The organism is Streptomyces griseus subsp. griseus, assembly GCF_003610995.1.
Lineage (GTDB): Bacteria > Actinomycetota > Actinomycetes > Streptomycetales > Streptomycetaceae > Streptomyces.
The window spans coordinates 234,848-253,987 of the sequence record NZ_CP032543.1 but is presented as its reverse complement, the minus strand read 5'-3'; the positions used below and the strand labels follow the sequence as shown (position 1 = coordinate 253,987).

General features: G+C 72.6%; 11 protein-coding genes. 4 read left to right on the top strand and 7 right to left on the bottom strand.

Going from position 1 to position 19,140, the window contains the following annotated elements:
• Positions 1-3: 3 nt before the first annotated feature.
• Positions 4-7,311, bottom strand: coding sequence for a non-ribosomal peptide synthetase (locus D6270_RS01180; protein ID WP_109167645.1), 7,308 nt, complete (start codon positions 7,309-7,311; stop codon positions 4-6).
• A 138-nt stretch (positions 7,312-7,449) separates the two neighbouring features.
• Between D6270_RS01180 and D6270_RS01175 the strand changes: the two genes are divergently transcribed.
• Positions 7,450-8,670, top strand: coding sequence for a M20 family metallopeptidase (locus D6270_RS01175; protein WP_109167646.1), 1,221 nt, complete (start codon positions 7,450-7,452; stop codon positions 8,668-8,670).
• Positions 8,671-8,778: 108 nt separating this feature from the next.
• On the opposite strand, the gene D6270_RS01170 is transcribed toward D6270_RS01175, so the two are convergent.
• Positions 8,779-9,792, bottom strand: coding sequence for an ABC transporter substrate-binding protein (locus tag D6270_RS01170; protein WP_109167647.1), 1,014 nt, complete (start codon positions 9,790-9,792; stop codon positions 8,779-8,781).
• A 149-nt stretch (positions 9,793-9,941) separates the two neighbouring features.
• On the opposite strand from D6270_RS01170, the gene D6270_RS01165 reads away from it, so the two are divergent.
• Positions 9,942-10,733: an ABC transporter ATP-binding protein gene (locus D6270_RS01165; RefSeq protein WP_109167648.1), complete on the top strand. Its 792-nt coding sequence runs from the start codon at positions 9,942-9,944 to the stop codon at positions 10,731-10,733.
• 82 nt (positions 10,734-10,815) lie between these two features.
• On the opposite strand, the gene meaB is transcribed toward D6270_RS01165, so the two are convergent.
• From meaB to D6270_RS01150, 3 genes are read right to left on the bottom strand one after another with little or no spacing between them, the layout of a single operon-like run.
• Entirely contained in the window at positions 10,816-11,811 is a 996-nt protein-coding gene (meaB, locus tag D6270_RS01160; RefSeq protein ID WP_109167649.1) for a methylmalonyl Co-A mutase-associated GTPase MeaB, read from the bottom strand.
• 12 nt (positions 11,812-11,823) lie between these two features.
• On the bottom strand, positions 11,824-14,049 hold the full coding sequence (gene scpA / locus D6270_RS01155) for a methylmalonyl-CoA mutase (RefSeq protein ID WP_109167650.1): 2,226 nt from the start codon (positions 14,047-14,049) through the stop codon (positions 11,824-11,826).
• Positions 14,049-15,911, bottom strand: a complete 1,863-nt coding sequence (locus tag D6270_RS01150) for a methylmalonyl-CoA mutase family protein (protein WP_109167651.1) — start codon at positions 15,909-15,911, stop codon at positions 14,049-14,051. Before D6270_RS01150 ends, scpA begins: the two co-directional genes overlap by 1 nt.
• Before the next feature lie 291 nt (positions 15,912-16,202).
• On the opposite strand from D6270_RS01150, the gene D6270_RS01145 reads away from it, so the two are divergent.
• On the top strand, positions 16,203-16,724 hold the full coding sequence (locus D6270_RS01145) for an SHOCT domain-containing protein (protein ID WP_109167652.1): 522 nt from the start codon (positions 16,203-16,205) through the stop codon (positions 16,722-16,724).
• Between the two features lie 77 nt (positions 16,725-16,801).
• A complete protein-coding gene (locus tag D6270_RS01140) occupies positions 16,802-17,599 on the top strand; it encodes a tyrosine-protein phosphatase (protein WP_109167653.1) in 798 nt (265 codons plus the stop codon).
• A gap of 106 nt (positions 17,600-17,705) precedes the next feature.
• Here D6270_RS01140 and D6270_RS01135 read toward each other — a convergent pair whose 3' ends face one another.
• Both D6270_RS01135 and D6270_RS01130 read right to left on the bottom strand, forming a co-directional pair.
• On the bottom strand, positions 17,706-18,350 hold the full coding sequence (locus D6270_RS01135; protein WP_109167654.1) for a hypothetical protein: 645 nt from the start codon (positions 18,348-18,350) through the stop codon (positions 17,706-17,708).
• The gene (locus D6270_RS01130) at positions 18,347-18,931 is read right to left on the bottom strand and encodes a hypothetical protein (RefSeq protein WP_109167655.1); all 585 of its coding nucleotides are present in this window, start codon (positions 18,929-18,931) and stop codon (positions 18,347-18,349) included. Before D6270_RS01130 ends, D6270_RS01135 begins: the two co-directional genes overlap by 4 nt.
• Positions 18,932-19,140 lie beyond the last annotated feature (209 nt).

Genomic DNA, 19,140 nt, shown 5'->3' with positions numbered 1-19,140 from the left:
GTGTCACTTCTCCAGCTCGGTGAGTCGGTCGGCGACCACGCGGGCGATGTGCGCGATCGGTTCGGGCAGGGTCATGTCCTTGTGCGAGCAGGCGACGTTCGTGTTGTCGATGCGCCCGCTCACGTACGGCGTCCACGTCTCCGGCGTCAGGGTGTCGTCGATGGTGTCCACCGTGGCCCGGAAGAACAGCACATCGCCCCGGAACACCCGGTGGTCGTAGGCGCGTACGAGGTCGTTGGTGTTGAGGTACACCTCGCCCAGCGCCTCGATCTTCGCGGCGGAGAGCGCGGCCAGCGGGGAACCCTCGCGGCGCAGCACCTCCACCACGCCGGCCGTCGTCAGCTCCTTGTCGCCGAGGCTGTCGGGGCCGTAACCGCCCATCGTCAGAAGGGATTCCAGCGCCTCGGCCTGGTCGGGCACCGGCAGGTCGCGGAATCCCTCGGCCGGGTATGCGTCAAGGATCGCCAGCAACTCCACCTCAGCGCCTGCCTCTTGGAGGACAGCCGCGATGGCGTGGGCGATGATGCCGCCGGTCGACCAGCCGAGCAGCCGGTAGGGGCCCTCGGGCTGGACCTCGCGAATCCGACAGGCGTAGTGGGCGGCCAGCTCCTCCAAGGTGGTCGGCAGCGGCTCGTCCGCCGTGGCCTCACCGACGCCCTGCGCCTGGAGCCCGTAGATCGGCACATCGGCCGGGAGATGGCGGATCAGCCCGGCATAGCACCAGCTCAGACCACCGGCAGGGTGTACGCAGTGGACGGGCGCCCGGTCACCGGGGCGGGCCGGCCGCAGCGGCAGCAGTACATCCAGTGGGTCCTCCTCGCGCGAGACGTCCAGCGCCCCGTCCAGTGCGGCCGGAGTCGGCGCCTGGAAGACCGTGCCGATCGACACCTCGACCCCGAACGCGGACTTGATCCGCCCCGCCAGGCGCACCGCGAGCAGCGAATGGCCCCCCAGGTCGAAGAAGTTGTCCTCCGCCCCGGCCGACGGCAGCCCCAGCACCTCCGCGAAGATGGAGCAGAGCTGCTCCTCGCGTACGGTGCGCGTCGCCCGGCCCCCACCACGCACCGGAACTCCCGGCGCGGGCAGCGCCTTACGGTCCAGCTTGCCGTTGCCGGTCAGCGGCAGCCGGTCCAGCACCACCACGGCCGAGGGCACCATGTGCACCGGCAGCGTCGCCGCCGCGTGCTCGCGCAACCCGCCCGGGACCGGGTCGGTGCCGGGCGGCGGAACCACATAGCCGACCAGCCGCTTGTCGCCGGGCACGTCCTCGCGTACGACGACCGCCACGTCGGCGACCTCCGGATGCGCGGCCAACACGGCTTCGATCTCTCCGAGTTCGATACGGAAACCGCGGATCTTCACCTGCTGGTCGCCGCGCCCGAAATACTCCAGGGCCCCATCGGTACGCCGTCTGGCGAGGTCGCCCGAGCGGTACATCCGGGTCCCGCTCTCGCCGAAGAGATGGGCGAACGGGTCGGCGACGAAACGCCCCGCCGTCAGGTCGGGCCGCCCCAGATAGCCGAGGGCGACACCCTGGCCGGCGACGTACATCTCGCCGGTGACCCCGGACGGCACCGGCTGGAGCCGGTCGTCCAGCACGTAGACGCGCAGGTCGGGGATGTTGACCCCGATGGTGCTGGAGACCGCCGAGGCGGCCGTCGCCCGGTCCAGCGCCAGATAGGAGACATGGACCGTGGTCTCGGTGATGCCGTACATGTTGACCAGGGTCGGCGCGTTCTCCTGGTGGCGCGTGTACCAGTCCGCGAGCCGCCCCAGCTCCAGTGCCTCACCGCCGAACACCACATACCGCAGGGCCAGGTTGTGCCCCGGGGCCTCCCGGTCGGCGGCGGCCAGCTGGTAGAAGGCGGACGGCGTCTGGTTGAGAACGGTCACCCGCTCGTCCGCCAACAGCCTCAGGAACGCCTGCGGGTCACGGCTCGTCAGGTGCGGTACGACGACGACCTTGCCGCCGTACAGCAGCGCGCCCCACAGCTCCCAGACCGAGAAGTCGAAGGCGTAGGAGTGGAACAGCGTCCACACGTCGTCCGGACCGAACGCGAACCAGTGCTCGGTCGCCGTCATCAGCCGCGTCACATTGTGCTGCGTGACGACAACTCCCTTGGGGCGTCCGGTGGATCCCGAGGTGTAGATGACGTATGCCGGGTCCTGCGGGCTCAGCGGGCGGGTCCGGTCCGACTGGCTGAGCGGTCCGTCCGGGAAGCCCGCCGCCTCGTCCACCGTGATCAGCGGCAGCTCGTGCGCGGGCAGCCGGTCCGCCGTTCCCGCGTCCGTGACCAGCGCGGCCGGACGGGCGTCCGCCAGCATGTACGCCAGCCGGTCGGCCGGGTAGTCCGGGTCCATCGGCAGATATGCGGCCCCCGACAGCGACACCGCGAGCAGCCCGGCGACCAGGTCCAGCGAACGCGGCAGCGCGAGCGCCACGATGGAGCCGGGTCCGATGCCACGGGCCGCGAGCAATCGTGCCAACGACCGTGCGCGCGATGAGAGTCGGGCGTACGTCAGTGACTCGCCCGCACAGCTCACGGCCACCCGCTCCGGGTGGAGGCGGGCCGCCACCTCGTACACCTCCGCGAGCGACAGCGGCACCGGCCGGTCGGCGGGCAGGCCGTTGGCCTCGACCAGAACACGGCGCACCTCGTCCGCACCGAGCACGGGCAGCAGACCCACGGGGGTCTCGGGCTTCCTGGCCGCAGCGGTCAGCAGCCGGGTCAGCCGGTCCGCGAGGGCCTGGGCGGTCGCCCGGTCGAAGAGGTCCGTGCGGAATTCCAGGAACCCGGCGATGCCCCCGTCGGCCAGCTCGCCCGCGTTGAGGGTCAGATCGAACTTTGCGGTGCCCGACGGTACGGCGGTGAGCCGCGCGGTGGCGTCAGGACCGAAGGCGGCGGGCCCGTCCGCGATGGACTGCCAGGCCAGCATCACCTGGAACAGCGGGTGCCGGGCCAGCGAGCGCGGCGGGTTCAGCGCCTCCACCAGATGGTCGAACGGCAGTGCGTCGTGCTCGTACGCGGCCAGCGTCGTCGCCCGCACCCGGTCGAGCAGCGCGCCGAAGCCCGGGTCGCCCGAGGTGTCCGTGCGCAGGACCACGGTGTTGGTGAAGAAGCCGACGAGCCCGGCCGTGGTGTCGTCGTCGCGGCCCGCCACGGGGGTGCCGAGCGGGATGTCGGTGCCGCAGCCGTGCCGGGTGAGGAGGGCGGCGAGGCCCGCCTGCACGGTCATGAAGACCGTCGCGCCGTGCGCCCGGGCCAGCCGGCGCAGCGCCTCGTGCGTGGCCGCGTCCAGGGCGAACGGCACGGTGTCACCGGCCGAGGTGGCGATGGGAGGGCGGGGCCGGTCGGTGGGCAGCTCCAGCTGGTCCGGCAGCCCGGCCAGCGCCTCGCGCCAGTGGGCGAGCTGGGCCTCGGCGAGCGGGGTCGGCTCGGCCGGGGTGCCCAGGACCGCTTGGAGCCGGGCGGCCTGGTCGACGTACTGGCCGGCCGGCGGTGCGAACTCCGGGGCGGTGTCGTTGAGGCGGGCTGTGTAGGCCGTGGCGAGGTCGCGTGCCAGGGGCGTGGTGGACGCGCCGTCGCCCGCGATGTGGTGGAGCAGCAGGAGCAGGGTGTGGTGAGCGGGGGAGTCGCTGAACAGGACCGTGCGCAGGGGCGGCTCGGCGGCCAGGTCGAAGGAGTACCGCACGGCCTCGGTGAGGTCGCTGCCGGGCTCCGCGAGGCGCAGCACCGGCCGGGCCGCCTCATGGCCCGGCGGAAGAATGACCTGGTGAGGGGCGTCGTCCCCGGCCGCTCCGGGGGCGTTGTCAGTGGGTGGATATACCGTTCTCAGTGTCTCGTGACGGTCCACCAGATCGTGCAGGGCGAGCTGGAGCGCGTCCCGGTCCAGGGGGCCGCTGACGCTGAGGACGAGCGGGATGTTGTAGGTCGGGCTGGGGCCTTCCAGGCGGTGGAGGAACCAGAGCCGCCGCTGGGCCGGAGAGAGAGGGAGGGGACCGGTGCGGGGGAGCGGGGAGAGGGGTACGGACGCGGTGGCCGCGCCGCTGCGGGCGCGGACCTGCGCGGCGATGGCCGCGGCGCTGGAGTGGCGGAAGACGTCGGCGATGGAGAACGGGACGCCGAAGTGCCCGCGGACGCGGGCGGCGAGCCGGGCGGCGAGCAGGGAGTGCCCGCCGAGGTCGAGGAAGCCCGCCTCGGCCGCTGGGGGCTCCGCGATACCGAGCACGTCGGCGTAGAGCCCCCGCACGATCTCGGTGTGCGGTCCGCTCTCACCGACGACCTCCGCCCCGATGGCGGGGGAGAGGGGCTCGGGGTCGGGCAGGGCGCGGTGGTCCAGCTTGTCGTTGGCGGTACGGGGGAGGGCGTCCAGCAGGGTCACGGTCGAGGGGACCATGTGCTCGGGCAGGGCGGCGGCCAGGTGGTCGCGGAGGGCGTCGGGGGTGGGGAGCCCCGTGTCACCCTTCGCCGGGACCGCGTAGGCGAGCAGCCGCTTGCCGTGTCCGGTCTCCCGGGCGATGACGGCGGCCGCCGTGACCTGCGGATGGGTCGCCAGCCGGGCCCGGATCTCGCCGAGTTCGATCCGGAAGCCGCGGATCTTCACCTGGTCGTCGCTGCGGCCCAGGAACTCAAGGGTGTGGTCCTCCCGGCGGCGCACCAGGTCCCCGGTGCGGTACATCCGGCCGCCGGGGGTGCCGTGGAGCGGGCCGAACGGGTCGGCGACGAACCGCTCGGCCGTCAGGTCTGGGCGGCCGAGATAGCCGAGGGCCAGACAGGGCCCGGCGACGTACAGCTCACCGGCCACCCCGGCGGGCACGGGACGCAGGGAGGAGTCCAGGACGTAGACCCGCGATCCCCGCACGGGTCTGCCCTCGGGCCGGTCCGTGGCGGTGCCGGGGAGCCAGTAGTAGGCGTCGACGGTCGTCTCGGTGGGCCCGTAGAGGTTGACCGGGTGCACGGCATCGGCGGCGGTCAGCCGCTCCCAGAGGGCCGGGGGCACGGTCTCTCCACCGACGACGACATGGGCGGGGCGGTGGCGCCCCTCGTCCAGCAGGCCTTCGGCGATGAGCGCTTCGGCGTAGGAGGGGGTGACATCGAGATAGTCGACACGGTGGCTGTCGACGTACGCCGACAGGACCGCGGGGTCGCGGTAGGCGGCGTCGTCCAGCAGATGCAGCTCATGGCCGTGGACCATCCACAGCAGCGGGTCCCAGGAGGCGTCGAAGGCGAACGAGGCGCTGTGGGCGACCCTGAGCCGCTCCCGGCCGGTGCGGGCGACGGCCGGGGCGATGTGGTCGGTGAGGTGGCCCGCGCCGAGATTGGCCGGCGAGGCATGGCTGACGAGGACGCCCTTGGGGCGCCCGGTGGAACCGGAGGTGTGGATGAGATAGGCGGGATCACCGAGGGACGGCCCGGTGGGGAGCGGCCCGCCGGGGCAGGCGGCGAGGGCGTCGGCCGTAGCGGGCGCGTCGAGTGCGACGGTGGCGAGGCCGTGCGGCGGCAACGCGGCGAGCGTGGTCGCCGTGCCGATGACACAGAGCGGCCTGGCGTCCTCCAGGACGGCCAGCGTCCGGGCGGCGGGGTGGCCGAGGTCCAGCGGCTGGCAGACCAGGCCTGCCTTGAGCACGGCGAGCAGGGCCACCACCATGTCGGCGGTCCGGGGCAGGGCGAGTGCCACCGTGGCACCGCTCTCCGCCCGGCCCCCGGCCCCGGCCAGGAGGTGGGCCAGGCGGTCGGAAGCGGCGTCCAGCTCGGCGAAGGTGAGGGTGGCCCCGGCACCTTCCGCCTCCTCAGCGCCGTCCGTCGCCCCGGCTCCGGCCCCACGGAACGTCCCCGCGAGGGTGGAGCGTACGGCGACGGCATCGGGCGTCAGCGCGGCCTGTGCGGTGAACGTCTGCGGGACGGTCAGGGCGACGGCCGGCTCGGTGCGGCCCGCCGTCGCCTCGCGCACCTCGTCGTCGCTCAGCAGATCCAGCGTGGCGACGGGCCGGTCCGGCTCCGTGAGCAGCAGCTCGGCCCAGGCGTGGAGGTAGCGCAGCCAAGTCTCCTCGTGGGCGGCGAGCCCCGCCTCCCCGTACGCCGCGGGGTTGGCGTCCAGCGTGAGCCGCAGACCGCCCTCCGGTCCCGGTGCCGCGCCGACCGCCAGGCTCTCCACGGGGCCTGCGGCGAGGTTGCGCACGGTACCGGGGAGTCCGGCGAAGTCCAGGGCGGTGTCGAAGGCCTTGATGTTGACCATCGGGCCGGTCAGCGGGGCGTCGGCCGACTCCAGGGCCAGGTCGCGGCGGAGGTCGGCCTGCGGGTAGCGCTGGTGGCGGCGGACCGCGCGGATCTCCAGCACCACCCGGCGCAGCAGCTCCGCCCCGGTGTCCCACGGGCGTACGGCGATCCGCAGCGGCAGCACGTTCACCGTCATGGCGGGGGTGCGCAGGGCGGCCGGACCGCGCCGGTTGGTGAGGGGCAGGCCGAGCACCACGTCCTCGGTGCCGGTGAGCCGGTGCAGATGCCCTGCGGTGGCGGCGACGACGAGCTCGGCCCAGGTCGCCTTCGCGGCCCGCGCCGCCCGGGAGAGCCGGTCCAGGGTGCTCGCGGGGAGATCGGTGATCCGGTGCAGGAGGTCGCCACCGGCAGAGGCGTCGGGCATGGCCGGTGCGGCCTCCGGGGAGTACCCGGCCATCCGCTCCGCCCAGAAGGCGCGGTCCGCGTCGTACTCCTCACCGGAGAGATACGCCGCCTCGTCGTCGGTCAGCTCGCTCAGCGGGGCGAACCGGCTCTCGGGCACGGGCTCGCCGGTGACGGCCGCCGAGTAGAGCTCGGCGACCCGCTGTCCGATCAGCGAGAGCGCGTAGGCGTCGACGGCTATGTGGTGGACGCGCTGGTACCACCAGTGGCGGGTCTCGCCGACGCGGATCAGTGCCTGCGTCATCAGCCCGTCGGCGGAGGCGAGGTCCACCGGCCGGGCCAGGTCCTCCCGCATCCATGCCTCGGCCTGCTCATCCGTCAGTTCCAGCCGGTGGACCACGAGTTCGGTGTGCGCGACGCGCTGCACCGGTGTCCCGTCGGCCTCGGAGACCCGTACGGCCAGTGTCTCCGCCTCGCCCACGGCACGCCCCAGCGCCTGGGTGAACAGGTCGGCGTCGAGTGGCCCGTCGATCTCCACGCAGTCGGCCGTGTTCAGCTCCGCGCCGAGGGGGGCCAGTTGGTGGGCGTAGTAGATGCCTGCCTGGGAGGTGAGGAGGGGGAGCGCCCGGGAGGGAGGGCTGCCGGGGTGCGCTGCCGAAGAGCTGGTCGGGCGGTTCGGACGCTCATGCATGTGGGTGACGACTCCCCTGAAGGACAACGGACACCGGGCCACCGGGCTCCCCGGCTCACTTAGGTAAGGCTAAGTTAACCTACTCCGGACAGTGCAGGCGACCGTCCCCCGGGCGGTCCGGAACGCCAGGAGAACCCCATGACCGTCCCCGGAACCGACCGTGGCGCGACACCGGGCGGCGAGGTGGCCGACGAGCGTCTCGGAGCCCTGAAAGCCGCCGTCCGGGACAGGGTCATGAAGAACGCCGAGACCCTGGTCGGCCTCAGCAGACGCATCCACGCCGACCCCGAGACGGCCTTCGGGGAACACCGCGCCGCCGCGCGCTGCGCTCAACTCCTGGCCGCGCGCGGGTTCGATGTCACCGCGCCCGCCCACGGTCTGGAGACGGCGTTCCGCGCCACGATCGGTTCGGGGCCCGTCACCGTCGCGATCGCCTGCGAGTACGACGCGCTGCCGGGCCTCGGCCACGCCTGCGGCCACAACCTGATCGCCGCCGCCGGGATCGGCGCGGCGCTCGGCCTCGCTCCGTACGCCGACGACCTCGGCCTGACGGTAAGGGTTCTGGGCACGCCCGCCGAGGAGCGCGGCGCGGGCAAGGCGCTTCTGCTGGAGGCCGGGGCGTTCGACGGGGTGGACGCCGCGATGATGGTCCACCCCTGCCCCTTCGAGCTGGCCGACTTCCGCTCGTTCGCCCTCGGCACTCTCGACGTCACCTACACCGGCCGCTCCGCCCACCCCAGCCTCAACCCGCACGAGGGCCGCAACGCCGCCGACGCGCTCACGGTCGCCCAGGTCGCCCTGGGGCTGCTGCGCCACCAACTGCCCTCCCAGTGGCGGGTGCACGGCATCACGACTGCGGCCGGCACTTCGCCCAACGTGATACCCGACCGGGCCACCGCCACGTACGAGATCCGCGCGCTCGCCGCCGAGGACCTGCGGGAGCTGCGGCAGCGCGTCGAGGACTGCTTCCGGGCCGGGGCGCTCGCCACCGGGTGCGAAGTGACCTTGGAACAGCCCGAACCCGACTACCTCGACTTCCGGGGCGACGCGGAGCTGCTGCGGCTCTGGACCGCCAACGCCCGCGAGCTCGGCCGCGCCGAGTCCGTGGAGCGGTCGCCCTTCGCCTGTACGGACATGGGCAACGTCTCGCACGTGGTGCCGTCCATCCACCCGGTGCTGGACATCAGCGGGGGAGCGTGCGGGCCGCACGAGCCCGAGTTCGTCGCCGCCGCCGTCTCCCCGGCGGCCGAACAGGCCCTGCTGGACGGCGCGGTGGGCATGGCGTGGACGGCGGCGGACTTCGCGGCTGCTCGAAGAGGCGCCGGAACCGCTGCCGGAACCGCCGCCCCGACGGCCTGATCCGGGCCGCACGCCGTGCGGCCCGGCCCGGAGTCTCCGAGCCGGGCCGCACGGCGTGGCGGTGTGGGACTGGACGGCGTGGCGGTGCGGGACCGGTCGGCCGATCGACTACTCGGCGGAGAGCGCCTCGACGTAGTCCTCCATCACGGCGTCGGCGGCCAGCGGCCCGCCGCGCGTGGACCACACCGAGCCGTCGACCGTCACGACCTGCTTGTTCCTGACGGCGCCGAGCTCCTTGTAGGCCGGCTTGTCCTGGACGTCCTTGAGGGCCTTGGCGCCGTCCGAGGTCAGCGTCGACAGGAACAGCCAGTCACCGTCGATCTCGTTGATCTTCTCCAGGCTCAGCGAAGGCGTGTGCGCGTTTCCGTCCTTGTTCTGGGACTTGGGCCGCTTCAGCCCCATCTCCAGCGCGACACCACTGGCGAACTGCTTGTTCTCCATCCAGCTCGGCCCGTCCGGGTTCCAGCGGACGATGGAGACCTCGGCGCCCTTGTTCTTCCCGAGCTTCTCACCGGCGGCCTTCGCGGCGGCCTCGTGGTCGGTGATGAACTTGTTGGCCGCGTCCAGCTTGTTGACGGCGTTGCCGACGCCCCGGAAGAACAGCTTCCAGTCGTCGGTCGGCGCCATCGTCACCAGGGTGGCCGGGGTGATCTCGCGGAGCTGCTTGAGCACCTGCTCGTCCTGCATGTCACCGGCGAGGATCAGGTCGGGCTTTGCGGCGACGACCTTGTCCATGACCGGCTGGAGCAGGTTGCCGACGATGTCGATGCCCTCGACCTTGTCCGCCAGGTAGGCCGGCGGCTTGTCCAGGCCCTGCCCGTTGGTGATGCCGACCGGCTTGATGTCCAGTGCGAGCACCGCGTCCAGGTCCTCCTGGGTGAGCGTCACGACGCGCTTCGGCTCGGCGGGTATCTCCACGGCCGCCCCCGTGGCGTCCTTGACGGTCCGCGTCCTGGCCGAGGAGGAGTCCGCCTTGGCCGGCTTGTCGCCGGACGGCTTGCTGTCGGCGGAGTCGGAGCTTCCCCCGCAGGCCGTGAGAAGCAGGACCGCGGCCCCGAGCGTGGCGACGGCCTGGGCCGCTCTTCGGGAGGCGGTGCGGACGGGGCGGTGGTGCAGGGTCATCAAGGGCTCCGGAATCAACGGGACATGAAGCGACGAGGGTCTTTCGGCAGCACGAGGGCTACCGACGACCTCACGGCGAGATAAGGTTAGCCTTACTTTAGTGGCGTCGGGCAAGGTGATGCCCCATCTCTTCGGAAAGGCCGGTCCTCGTGGACATCCGTGTTGAACAGCTCACCGCTGGATATGCCGGTCATACCGCCGTGGACCGTGTCGATCTGACCGTCGGCTCCGGCCAGGTGGTGGCGATCGTCGGCCCCAACGGCTGCGGCAAATCGACCCTGTTGCGCTGCGTCGCCCGCCTCCACCAGCCGCGCTCGGGCAAGGTGTTCGCCGGTGACGCGGATGTCTGGGAGCTGCGGCAGCGGGACGCCGCGCACCGCATCGCCCTGCTGCCCCAGGCCCCGCAGGCGCCCGAGGCGGTGACCGTCGCCGGACTCGTACGGTACGGACGCCACCCGCACCAGGGGCTGTTCCGCCAGTGGTCGCACGAGGACGAGGAGGCGGTCACCCGCGCCCTGGAGGCGACCGGTACCACGGGCCTCGCCGACCGCCGGCTCGACCAGCTCTCCGGCGGCCAGCGTCAGCGGTGCTGGCTCGCCATGGCCCTCGCCCAGGAGACCCCGGTCGTCCTCCTCGACGAGCCCACCAGCGCGCTGGACATCGGTCACGCCGTGGAGGTCCTGGACCTGGTGCGCGAGGTCGCCGCCCAGGGCCGGACCATCGTCATGGTCGTCCACGACCTGGCCGGGGCCGCCCGGTACGCCGACACCCTGGTCGCCATGCGTGCCGGGCGTATTCTCGCCTCCGGGCCGCCGCGCGAGATCGTCGACGCCGACCTCGTCCGGGAGTTGTACGGCATCGAGGCCGAGATCCTCACCGCGACCTCCGACGGTGCCCCCGTCGTCGTACCGACCGTGAGCGCGCCCCCGGTCGCAGCCTGACGCACTGCCGGGAAGCTTTCCCCTTCAAAAAACGCCGATGGGCCCCTCCGTCCAGGGGCCCATCGGTCCATCACCGTACGGTTCAGGCGGGCTCGCCACCCCGGAACACGTGCAGGATCTCCTCGGCGGCCAGCGTCGCCGTCAACGTCCCTTCACGCACCCGCTGTTCGAGCTCGGGCGCGAGCTTCCGTACCGCAGGGTGGTTGCGCAGGCTGTACAGCAGCTCGTCCCGGACCATCGTCCAGGTCCAGTCCACCTGTTGGTCCCGGCGCTTGGCCGCCAGTCGGCCGGTGGACTCCAGGACCGTACGGTGCTGCTCCAGCCGCTCCCACAGCGCGTCGAGCCCGGTCGACTCGCGGGCGCTGCACGTGAGGACCGGCGGGGTCCAGGCCGCGTCCACCGGGTGCATCAGCCGCAGTGCGCCCGCCAGTTCGCGCGCCGCCGAACGGGCGTCGCGCTCGTGCGGGCCGTCGGCCTTGTTCACCGCGATGGCGTCCGCCAGCTCCAGGACACCCTTCTTGATGCCCTGCAACTGGTCGCCGGTCCGGGCCAGGGTCAGCAGCAGGAACGTGTCGACCATGTTGGCGACGGCCGTCTCCGACTGCCCGACCCCCACCGTCTCCACGAGCACCACGTCGAACCCGGCCGCCTCCATCACCACGATGGACTCCCGGGTCGCCTTCGCCACCCCGCCGAGCGTGCCCGCCGTGGGGGAGGGGCGCACAAACGCGGCCGGGTCCACCGCGAGCCGTTCCATCCGGGTCTTGTCGCCCAGGATGGAACCGCCCGTACGGCTGGAGGACGGGTCGACGGCCAGCACCGCCACCCGGTGGCCGAGCCCGGTGAGCATCGTGCCGAGCGCGTCGATGAAGGTCGACTTGCCGACCCCCGGCACCCCGCTGATCCCGATCCGCCGGGCCGCCCCCGCATGCGGCAGCAGCCGGCTCAGCAACTCCTGCGCCAGCACCCGGTGTTCGGCCCGCGTCGACTCGACGAGCGTGATGGCGCGCGCCACGAACGCCCGCTTGCCGTCGAGCACTCCCTGCACATAACTGTCGATGTCGATCTTGGCAGCCATCCGGTCAGCGGCTCACAGCTCGTGGCCGAGCGCGGCACCGAGCCGCGTCACCAGGTCGTGGGCCGCGTCCGGGATCACCGTCCCCGGCGGGAAGACCGAGGCCGCCCCCGCCTCGTGCAGGGCCTCGATGTCCTGCGGCGGAATGACCCCGCCCACCACGATCATGATGTCCTCGCGCCCCTCGGCTGCCAGCTCCTCCCGCAGCGCCGGCACCAGGGTGAGGTGCCCGGCCGCCAGCGAGGAGACGCCCACGATGTGCACGTCCGCCTCCACCGCCTGCCGCGCCACCTCGCCCGGCGTCTGGAACAGCGGGCCGACGTCCACGTCGAAGCCCAGGTCGGCGAAGGCCGTGGCGATCACCTTCTGGCCCCGGTCGTGGCCGTCCTGGCCCATCTTGGCGACCAGGATGCGCGGACGGCGCCCCTCCGCCTCCTCGAACGCGTCGACCAGCGCGCGCGTGCGGTCCACCGAAGGGGAATCCCCTGCCTCTTTGCGGTACACACCGGAGATCGTACGGATCTGCCCGGCGTGCCGCCCGTACACCTTCTCCAGCGCGTCCGAGATCTCGCCGACCGTGGCCATCGCCCGCGCCGCGTCGACCGCCAGCGCCAGCAGGTTGCCCTCGAGCCCCGGACCCGGGTCGCGCTCCGCTGCCGACGTCAGCGCCCGCAGCGCCTCCTGGCAGGCCACCTCGTCGCGCTCCTCGCGCAGCCGCCGCAGCTTCTCGATCTGCTGGGTGCGCACCGAGGAGTTGTCGACCTTGAGCACGTCGATCTTCTCGTCGGTCTCCACCCGGTACTTGTTCACCCCGATCACCGGCTGCCGCCCGGAGTCGATCCGCGCCTGTGTCCGGGCGGCCGCCTCCTCCACCCGGAGCTTGGGGATGCCCGCGTCGATGGCCTTCGCCATCCCGCCGGCCGCCTCCACCTCCTCGATGTGCTGCCAGGCCCGGTCCGCCAGGTCGCGCGTCAGCTTCTCCACGTACGCGCTGCCCCCCCACGGGTCGATGACCCGGCAGGTACCGGACTCCTGCTGGAGCAGGAGCTGGGTGTTACGCGCGATCCGCGCCGAGAAGTCGGTGGGCAGCGCCAGCGCCTCGTCCAGCGCGTTGGTGTGCAGCGACTGGGTGTGCCCCTGCGTCGCCGCCATCGCCTCCACACACGTACGCGTGACGTTGTTGAACACGTCCTGCGCGGTCAGCGACCAGCCAGAGGTCTGCGAATGGGTGCGCAGCGAGAGGGACTTGGGGTTCTTGGGGTCGAACTGCTTGACCAGGCGCGCCCAGAGCAGCCGGGCCGCCCGCAACTTGGCGACCTCCATGAAGAAGTTCATCCCGATCGCCCAGAAGAACGACAGCCGGGGCGCGAACGCGTCGACGTCCAGGCCCGCTTCCTGCCCGGCGCGCAGATACTCCACCCCGTCGGCCAGCGTGTACGCCAGCTCCAGATCGGCCGTCGCACCCGCCTCCTGGATGTGATAGCCGGAAATCGAGATGGAGTTGTAGCGCGGCATCTTCTGCGAGGTGAACGCGAAGATGTCGGAGATGATCCGCATCGACGGGGTCGGCGGATAGATGTAGGTGTTGCGGACCATGAACTCCTTCAGAATGTCGTTCTGAATGGTCCCGGCCAGCTTCTCCGGCGGTACGCCCTGCTCCTCTGCGGCCACGATGTACAGCGCCAGCACGGGGAGCACCGCGCCGTTCATCGTCATCGACACCGACATCCGGTCCAGCGGGATGCCGTCGAACAGCTGACGCATGTCGTAGATCGAGTCGATCGCCACCCCGGCCATACCGACGTCGCCGGTGACGCGGGGGTGGTCGCTGTCGTACCCCCGGTGGGTCGGCAGGTCGAAGGCGACGGAGAGGCCCTTCTGCCCGGCCGCGAGGTTGCGCCGGTAGAAGGCGTTGGACTCCTCGGCCGTGGAGAAACCGGCGTACTGACGGATCGTCCAGGGCTGGTTGACGTACATCGTCGGGTACGGACCGCGCAGATACGGGGCGATGCCCGGGTACGAGTGCAGCGCGTCCAGGCCCTCCAGGTCCTCGCCCGTGTAGAGCGGCTTGACCGTGATGCCCTCGGGCGTCTCCCAAAGCGGGGCCTCGGAGCCGTCGGCCGCCTTCGCTACGGCCGCCTGCCACTCCTCGGCGGAGCCGGCCGGGGGAGCGGGCGACTCCAGCGGGACCTCGGAGAAGTCGGGAACGGAGGATTTCTGTTCCGTGGGCGATGTCTGCATCACGCCACTCCCATGCGGTCGAGTACGGAGGTGAGAACGGCGATGGTGTCGCAGCCCGCGAAGACGTAGGAGTCGACACCGGCGTACTCGCCGGGGCGTCCGGCCAGGAACACCTGCGCAGCGCCCGCCGACTTCAGCGCCCCGGCCACCTCGGCCGCCTGCTCGGCGTACAGGGCGTCCGACGAACAGAGACAGGCGACGCGCGCACCGGAGGCGGTCAGGGCGTCGGCGGCCGTGGCCGCGTCCACCGACACCGGCCGGTGCACCGCCTCGATCCCGCCCGCCCCGAAGAGGTTGACGGCGAACGAGACCCGCGCGGTGTGCGCGGCGGCCGGCCCCAGCGCGGCGATGAACACCTTGGGCCGCTCGCCGGTCGCCGCGAGATGCGCGTCCGACCGGGCGCGCAGCGCCTCGAACGCCTCGTCGCGGCGGACCCGGGGCAGACCGCCCGGGGCGCCGGCGTACGGATCGGGCGCCGGCTCGCGCTCCACCGGCCGCTCGGACGGCATCGGGAACTCGCTGACCCCGGTCACCGGCTCCTTGCGGCGGGCCAGCTTCGCGCTGCGCGCCGCCCAGGTGGCGGCGAGCCGCTCGGCGACCATCCCCGAGTGCAGCGCTGCGGGCAGCCCGCCCGCCCGCTCGGTCTCCTGGAAGAACACCCAGGCGGACGCGGCCAGTTCATCGGTGAGCCGCTCCACGTACCAGGAGCCGCCCGCCGGGTCGACGACCCGGGCCAGATGCGACTCCTCCATCAGGATCGTGGAGGTGTTGCGGGCGATCCTGCGGGCGAACGCGTCGGGCAGGCCCAGCGCGTGATCGAACGGCAGGACGGTGACCGAGTCGGCGCCGCCCACCCCCGCGCCCAGCGTGGCGAGCGTGGTGCGCAGCATGTTCACCCACGGGTCGCGGCGCGTCATCATCACCGGTGAGGTCACGGCGTGCTGGCGCTGTCCGCCCGCCCCGGGCGCCCCCGACGCCTCGGTGACCCGCGCCCACAGCCGGCGCGCTGCCCGCAGCTTGGCGATCGTCAGGAACTGGTCGGCGGTGGCCGCGTAACGGAACTCCAGCTGGGCACAGGCCTCTTCGACACCGAACCCGGCCGCGGTCAGCGCCCGCAGATAGGCGACGCCGGCCGCCAGGGAGAGCCCCAGCTCCTCGGCGGCCGAACCGCCGGCCTCGTGGTACGGCAGCGCGTCCACGGCGATCGCCCGCACCCCCGGGTACTCCGCGCCGCAGACCTTCGCCCAGCGGACGGCGGCGGTGAGGTCCGCCTCGACGCCGGTCCTGGCCTCGTGGCCGAGCGGGTCGGCGCCCAGCGTCCCCCGCGCCTCGCCCTTGGCGACGCCGCGCTCCTCGTACAGCCGCAGCAACTCGGTGGCGGCGGCGTCCAGGTCGGCCGGGGCGTCCAGGACGACGGGCGCCAGGTCCAGGTAGACGCCGTCCAGCGCGCGGGCGAGGGAGCCCACGGGGATACCGGCCGGGCCGCCCACGGTGAGCCAGAGCGAGGTGACCCCGTTCTCCAGATCGCCCAGCACCGCCTCGTTGAGGCGGGCGGGATCGGTGAGGGCGTGGCGCTGGCGTACGTCCCAGCCGCCCGCCGCGTTCCCTTCGGCCCTGCTGCCCCGGGTGAAGGGCGCGAAGCCGGGGAACCCGGTGTCCGGCGAGGTGTCGTGCGCGGTGTAGAGGGGCCGGGTGGTGAGCCCGTCCTCCAATGTGGTGGACAGCGCTTCCTCGGCGGCCGAGCCCGAGACTTCCTTGCCCGACTTGCGCAGAACGCCTTCGACGAGGCTCTGCCACTGGTCGTGGGAGGGGTCGGGGAACGCGGCGGCCGGAGAGAGCCCGTCAGCAGGCTGGACCGTCATGGTCAGATGCTAGGCCAGCACGGGCGACGAGCAGCAGGGGCACGTGCTGTGACCTTGCCCTCTCCGGTCCGCTTGTGGTCGCTCACTTGACGTCGCGTTACCGGACGGACGCCGCCACGCAACCGGAAGCCGGGGCGGGTGAGGCGCAACACGGCCATTATCGACAACAGGGTGAATTCGACAGTTGATGCATATTATGTGCTGAGTTTTCCCGTTTCTTACGTAATTTTTGGAATGCCCGTATCCACCCCGGAGCCCTCATGGCCGCCGGGATGCGGAGAGGACGCGACCGTGGCCGTCGGACCTGTGGAACACCTCGTCATCGCCTTCCCCGGCAGCGGCTTCACCGGGGCCGTGGTCCCCGTCCTGGCCGATGCCGTGGCGTCGGGCGCCGTACGCGCCTCCGATCTGGCCTTTCTGCGCCGCGCCGGGGGCGGCCCGCTGACCCCGGTGGAGCTGCGGGACCTGGACCCGGAGGGGACCGTTCCCGCCGGTACGGAGGCGGGCGGGGCGGCCGTGGCGCTGGACGCCGGGAACGTCGAGGTGCTGGAGGGGAGCGTGCCGCAGGGTGAGGCGGTCGCCCTCGTCGTCCGGGAGGACCTGTGGACCTCGCAGCTCGCCCTCGCCTTCCGGGAGGCGGGCGGGGTCTTCGTCGCCCATGAGCGCTTCGGTACGGCGGGGGCGGTCGCGGACGAAGCGGCGGAGGGCGACGACATCATCACCCGGCTGGAGCGGCTCGCCGAGCTGTGGCGGCGGGAGGTGCTCACGGACGAGGAGTTCGCCGAGCAGAAGGCCAATCTGCTGGCGGACTGAGTTCCGGCCGGTGGGCCGGTGGGTCGTTGGGCCGAAGGGGCCCTAGGCGTTCTCATCAGGGAAAGAGGCAGTTCATCGTGCAGACCGCCCGGACCGTTCCGGCCGCCACCGTTGTCAATCTGCGCGACCTGGGGGGTGTCTCCCTGGGCCGTGACCGCCGGGTGCGGCAGGGCGTACTGTTCCGTTCGGGGCAGCTGAGCGAGCTGGATCCGGCGCGCGACCGTGCGGTGGCCGCGCTCGGTATCCGTACGGTCGTCGATCTGCGCACGGCCGACGAACGGCAGTGGGCCCCCGACCGGCTCCCGGACCGGGCCCGGCTCTTCGTCGCCGATGTCCTCGGTGACCACCCGGGTGTGGCACCGGCCAGGCTCAAGGCGCTGCTCGCCGATCCGGCCGAGGCGGAGCGCGCGCTGGGCGGCGGCCGGGCCGAGGAACTGTTCGCCGAGACCTACCGCAAGATGGTGCTCTCGCCCGGCGCGGCGGCCGCCTACCGGGCCTTCCTGGAGACCGCCGCGGACCCGGGCGCGCGGCCGGTGCTCTTCCACTGCACGGCGGGCAAGGACCGCACCGGCTGGGCGGCGGCCGTCCTGCTGATGATCCTGGGCGCTTCCCGGGAGACCGTGCGGCGGGACTTCCTGGCCGTGAACCCGGCCGTGCGGGCCGCGTTCGCCCCGTACGTCCAGAAGTTCCTGGACGGCGGCGGCGACCCGGCCGTCGCGGCGGCGATCGTCGAGGTCCGCCCCCGCTACCTCGACGTGGCCCTCGACGCGATGGACGAGCGGTGGGGCGGCCTCGACGGCTACGTACGCACAGGGCTGCGCATCCCCGGACCCGTGCTGGACCGGCTGCGCGAGGGGCTGGTGATCACCGGCTGAACCCCGGCGGCCCGGGCGGGGCGGGCCCGCACACCGCGAGGGGCGGTCCGGCCGGTACGTACCCGGTCGGACCGCCCCTCGCGTGCGGTCATCGTGCGCTCACCGCTCAGAGGCGGAGGAGGCGTTCCGTCAGATCGCGGTACTGCTGGAGGGCGATCCGCAGATCCTCCGTCCCGGCCTCGGACCGCTCGCCGTCGCGGTCGGCGCGCAGCAGCCGGGACCGTTCGGCCAGGGCCTTCGTGAGTCCGGTGACGACCTCGTCGAACGTGGCGTCGGCCTCCTGCACCGCCTGGCGGGGGTTCTCCACGAAGCCGGCCACCGCCTGGTGGATGCGGGCGTCGAACTTCTCCCGCTCCTCGGCGGCGAACAACGGACGGCCGTTGGCCTTCGCCGAGTCGGTGCCGGGGGAGTGGGAGGAGTCCGTCGTACGGCCGGTCTCCCGGCGCGCGTCCACGCGGTCGGACTCCACGCGGTCGGAGTCCGCACGAGCGGAGTCCGGGCGGACCGCGTCGGTGCGGCCGGTGCCGGTGTGCGTCTTGTCGGCCGTGGTGGCCGGTGCCGGATCGGACGCGCCGGTGGTCGTGCCGGTCGTCGGCGGGGAGCCGGAGGGCTTGGCGGCCGTCGGCGGAACGGGCGTGCCGAGGGCGTTGCCGGGAGGCGTCACCGGCGGGACGCGCTCGGACCCGGTCGACGGTGTGGGCGTGGTCGGCGTGCTGCCGGTGTTCCCGGCGGTGTTCGGAGTCTGCGTCATGATGTGCCCCGTCCCTTCGTGAGCTGTCGGTTGCTGTGGTCGCGGGTGGCCGGGCCGTCCTCCAGGAGAGCGTCGAAGAGGCCGCGGGCCTCGACGAATGCCTCGCGCATCTCCTCGGTGCCGGTGCCGTCGTTCCGCGCGGTGTGCACCCTGCGGTAGCCCTCGACATGACGGGCGTGGTGGACGGAGAGCGCGGCGGTGCGGTCCTCGAAGCTCTCACCGGCCGGGAAGCCACGGTCGCGGGAGAGGTCGGCCAGCAGCGCGTCCGCCTCGTCGAGCGCCTGCTGCGGCGACTCGACGAACTGCTCCTGGGTGCGGGCCCAACGGGCGGTGTAGTCGGCGCGGGCCGCCTCGGTCAGCGGCCGCCTCTCCAGGTCGCCGTGGAGCTTCACCCGCTCACCGAGCTCCTGCTCGGCCGCCTTGGTGTCGCCGTCGTGCCGGGCGACGACCCGGTCGTACTCGGGGCCGAACCGGCTGCGCAGACTGTGGCCCCCGCCGACGGAACCTCCGCGCACCAGGAAGAAGTAGACGGCGGCGGCCACCACGAGGGCCACGGCGATGATGATGATCACTGTTGTCACGGTTACCGCCCCCACCGCTCATCGGCCGGTACGCAGCTTCGTCGTCGCACAGTGGTCAACCCCTTTCGGTCCGGGCCCGGGGGAGCAACCACCGGGCGAGGTGCAGGGGTCCGTGTACCCCCGAACAGCCGTTCATGCGCCGCGATCCGCAGGAGTGATGCGTGTACCGTGCATGTATTGTGTGCGTCCGGGATTCCGTCGTCGTACGT

Bases quoted from the DNA above. Each gene is read 5' to 3' on its own strand.
- D6270_RS01180 (WP_109167645.1), bottom strand. From the start codon at position 7,311: ATGCATGAGCGTCCGAACCGCCCGACCAGCTCTTCGGCAGCGCACCCC.
- D6270_RS01175 (WP_109167646.1), top strand. From the start codon at position 7,450: ATGACCGTCCCCGGAACCGACCGTGGCGCGACACCGGGCGGCGAGGTG.
- D6270_RS01170 (WP_109167647.1), bottom strand. From the start codon at position 9,792: ATGACCCTGCACCACCGCCCCGTCCGCACCGCCTCCCGAAGAGCGGCC.
- meaB (WP_109167649.1), bottom strand. From the start codon at position 11,811: ATGGCTGCCAAGATCGACATCGACAGTTATGTGCAGGGAGTGCTCGAC.
- scpA (WP_109167650.1), bottom strand. From the start codon at position 14,049: ATGCAGACATCGCCCACGGAACAGAAATCCTCCGTTCCCGACTTCTCC.
- D6270_RS01150 (WP_109167651.1), bottom strand. From the start codon at position 15,911: ATGACGGTCCAGCCTGCTGACGGGCTCTCTCCGGCCGCCGCGTTCCCC.
- D6270_RS01135 (WP_109167654.1), bottom strand. From the start codon at position 18,350: ATGACGCAGACTCCGAACACCGCCGGGAACACCGGCAGCACGCCGACC.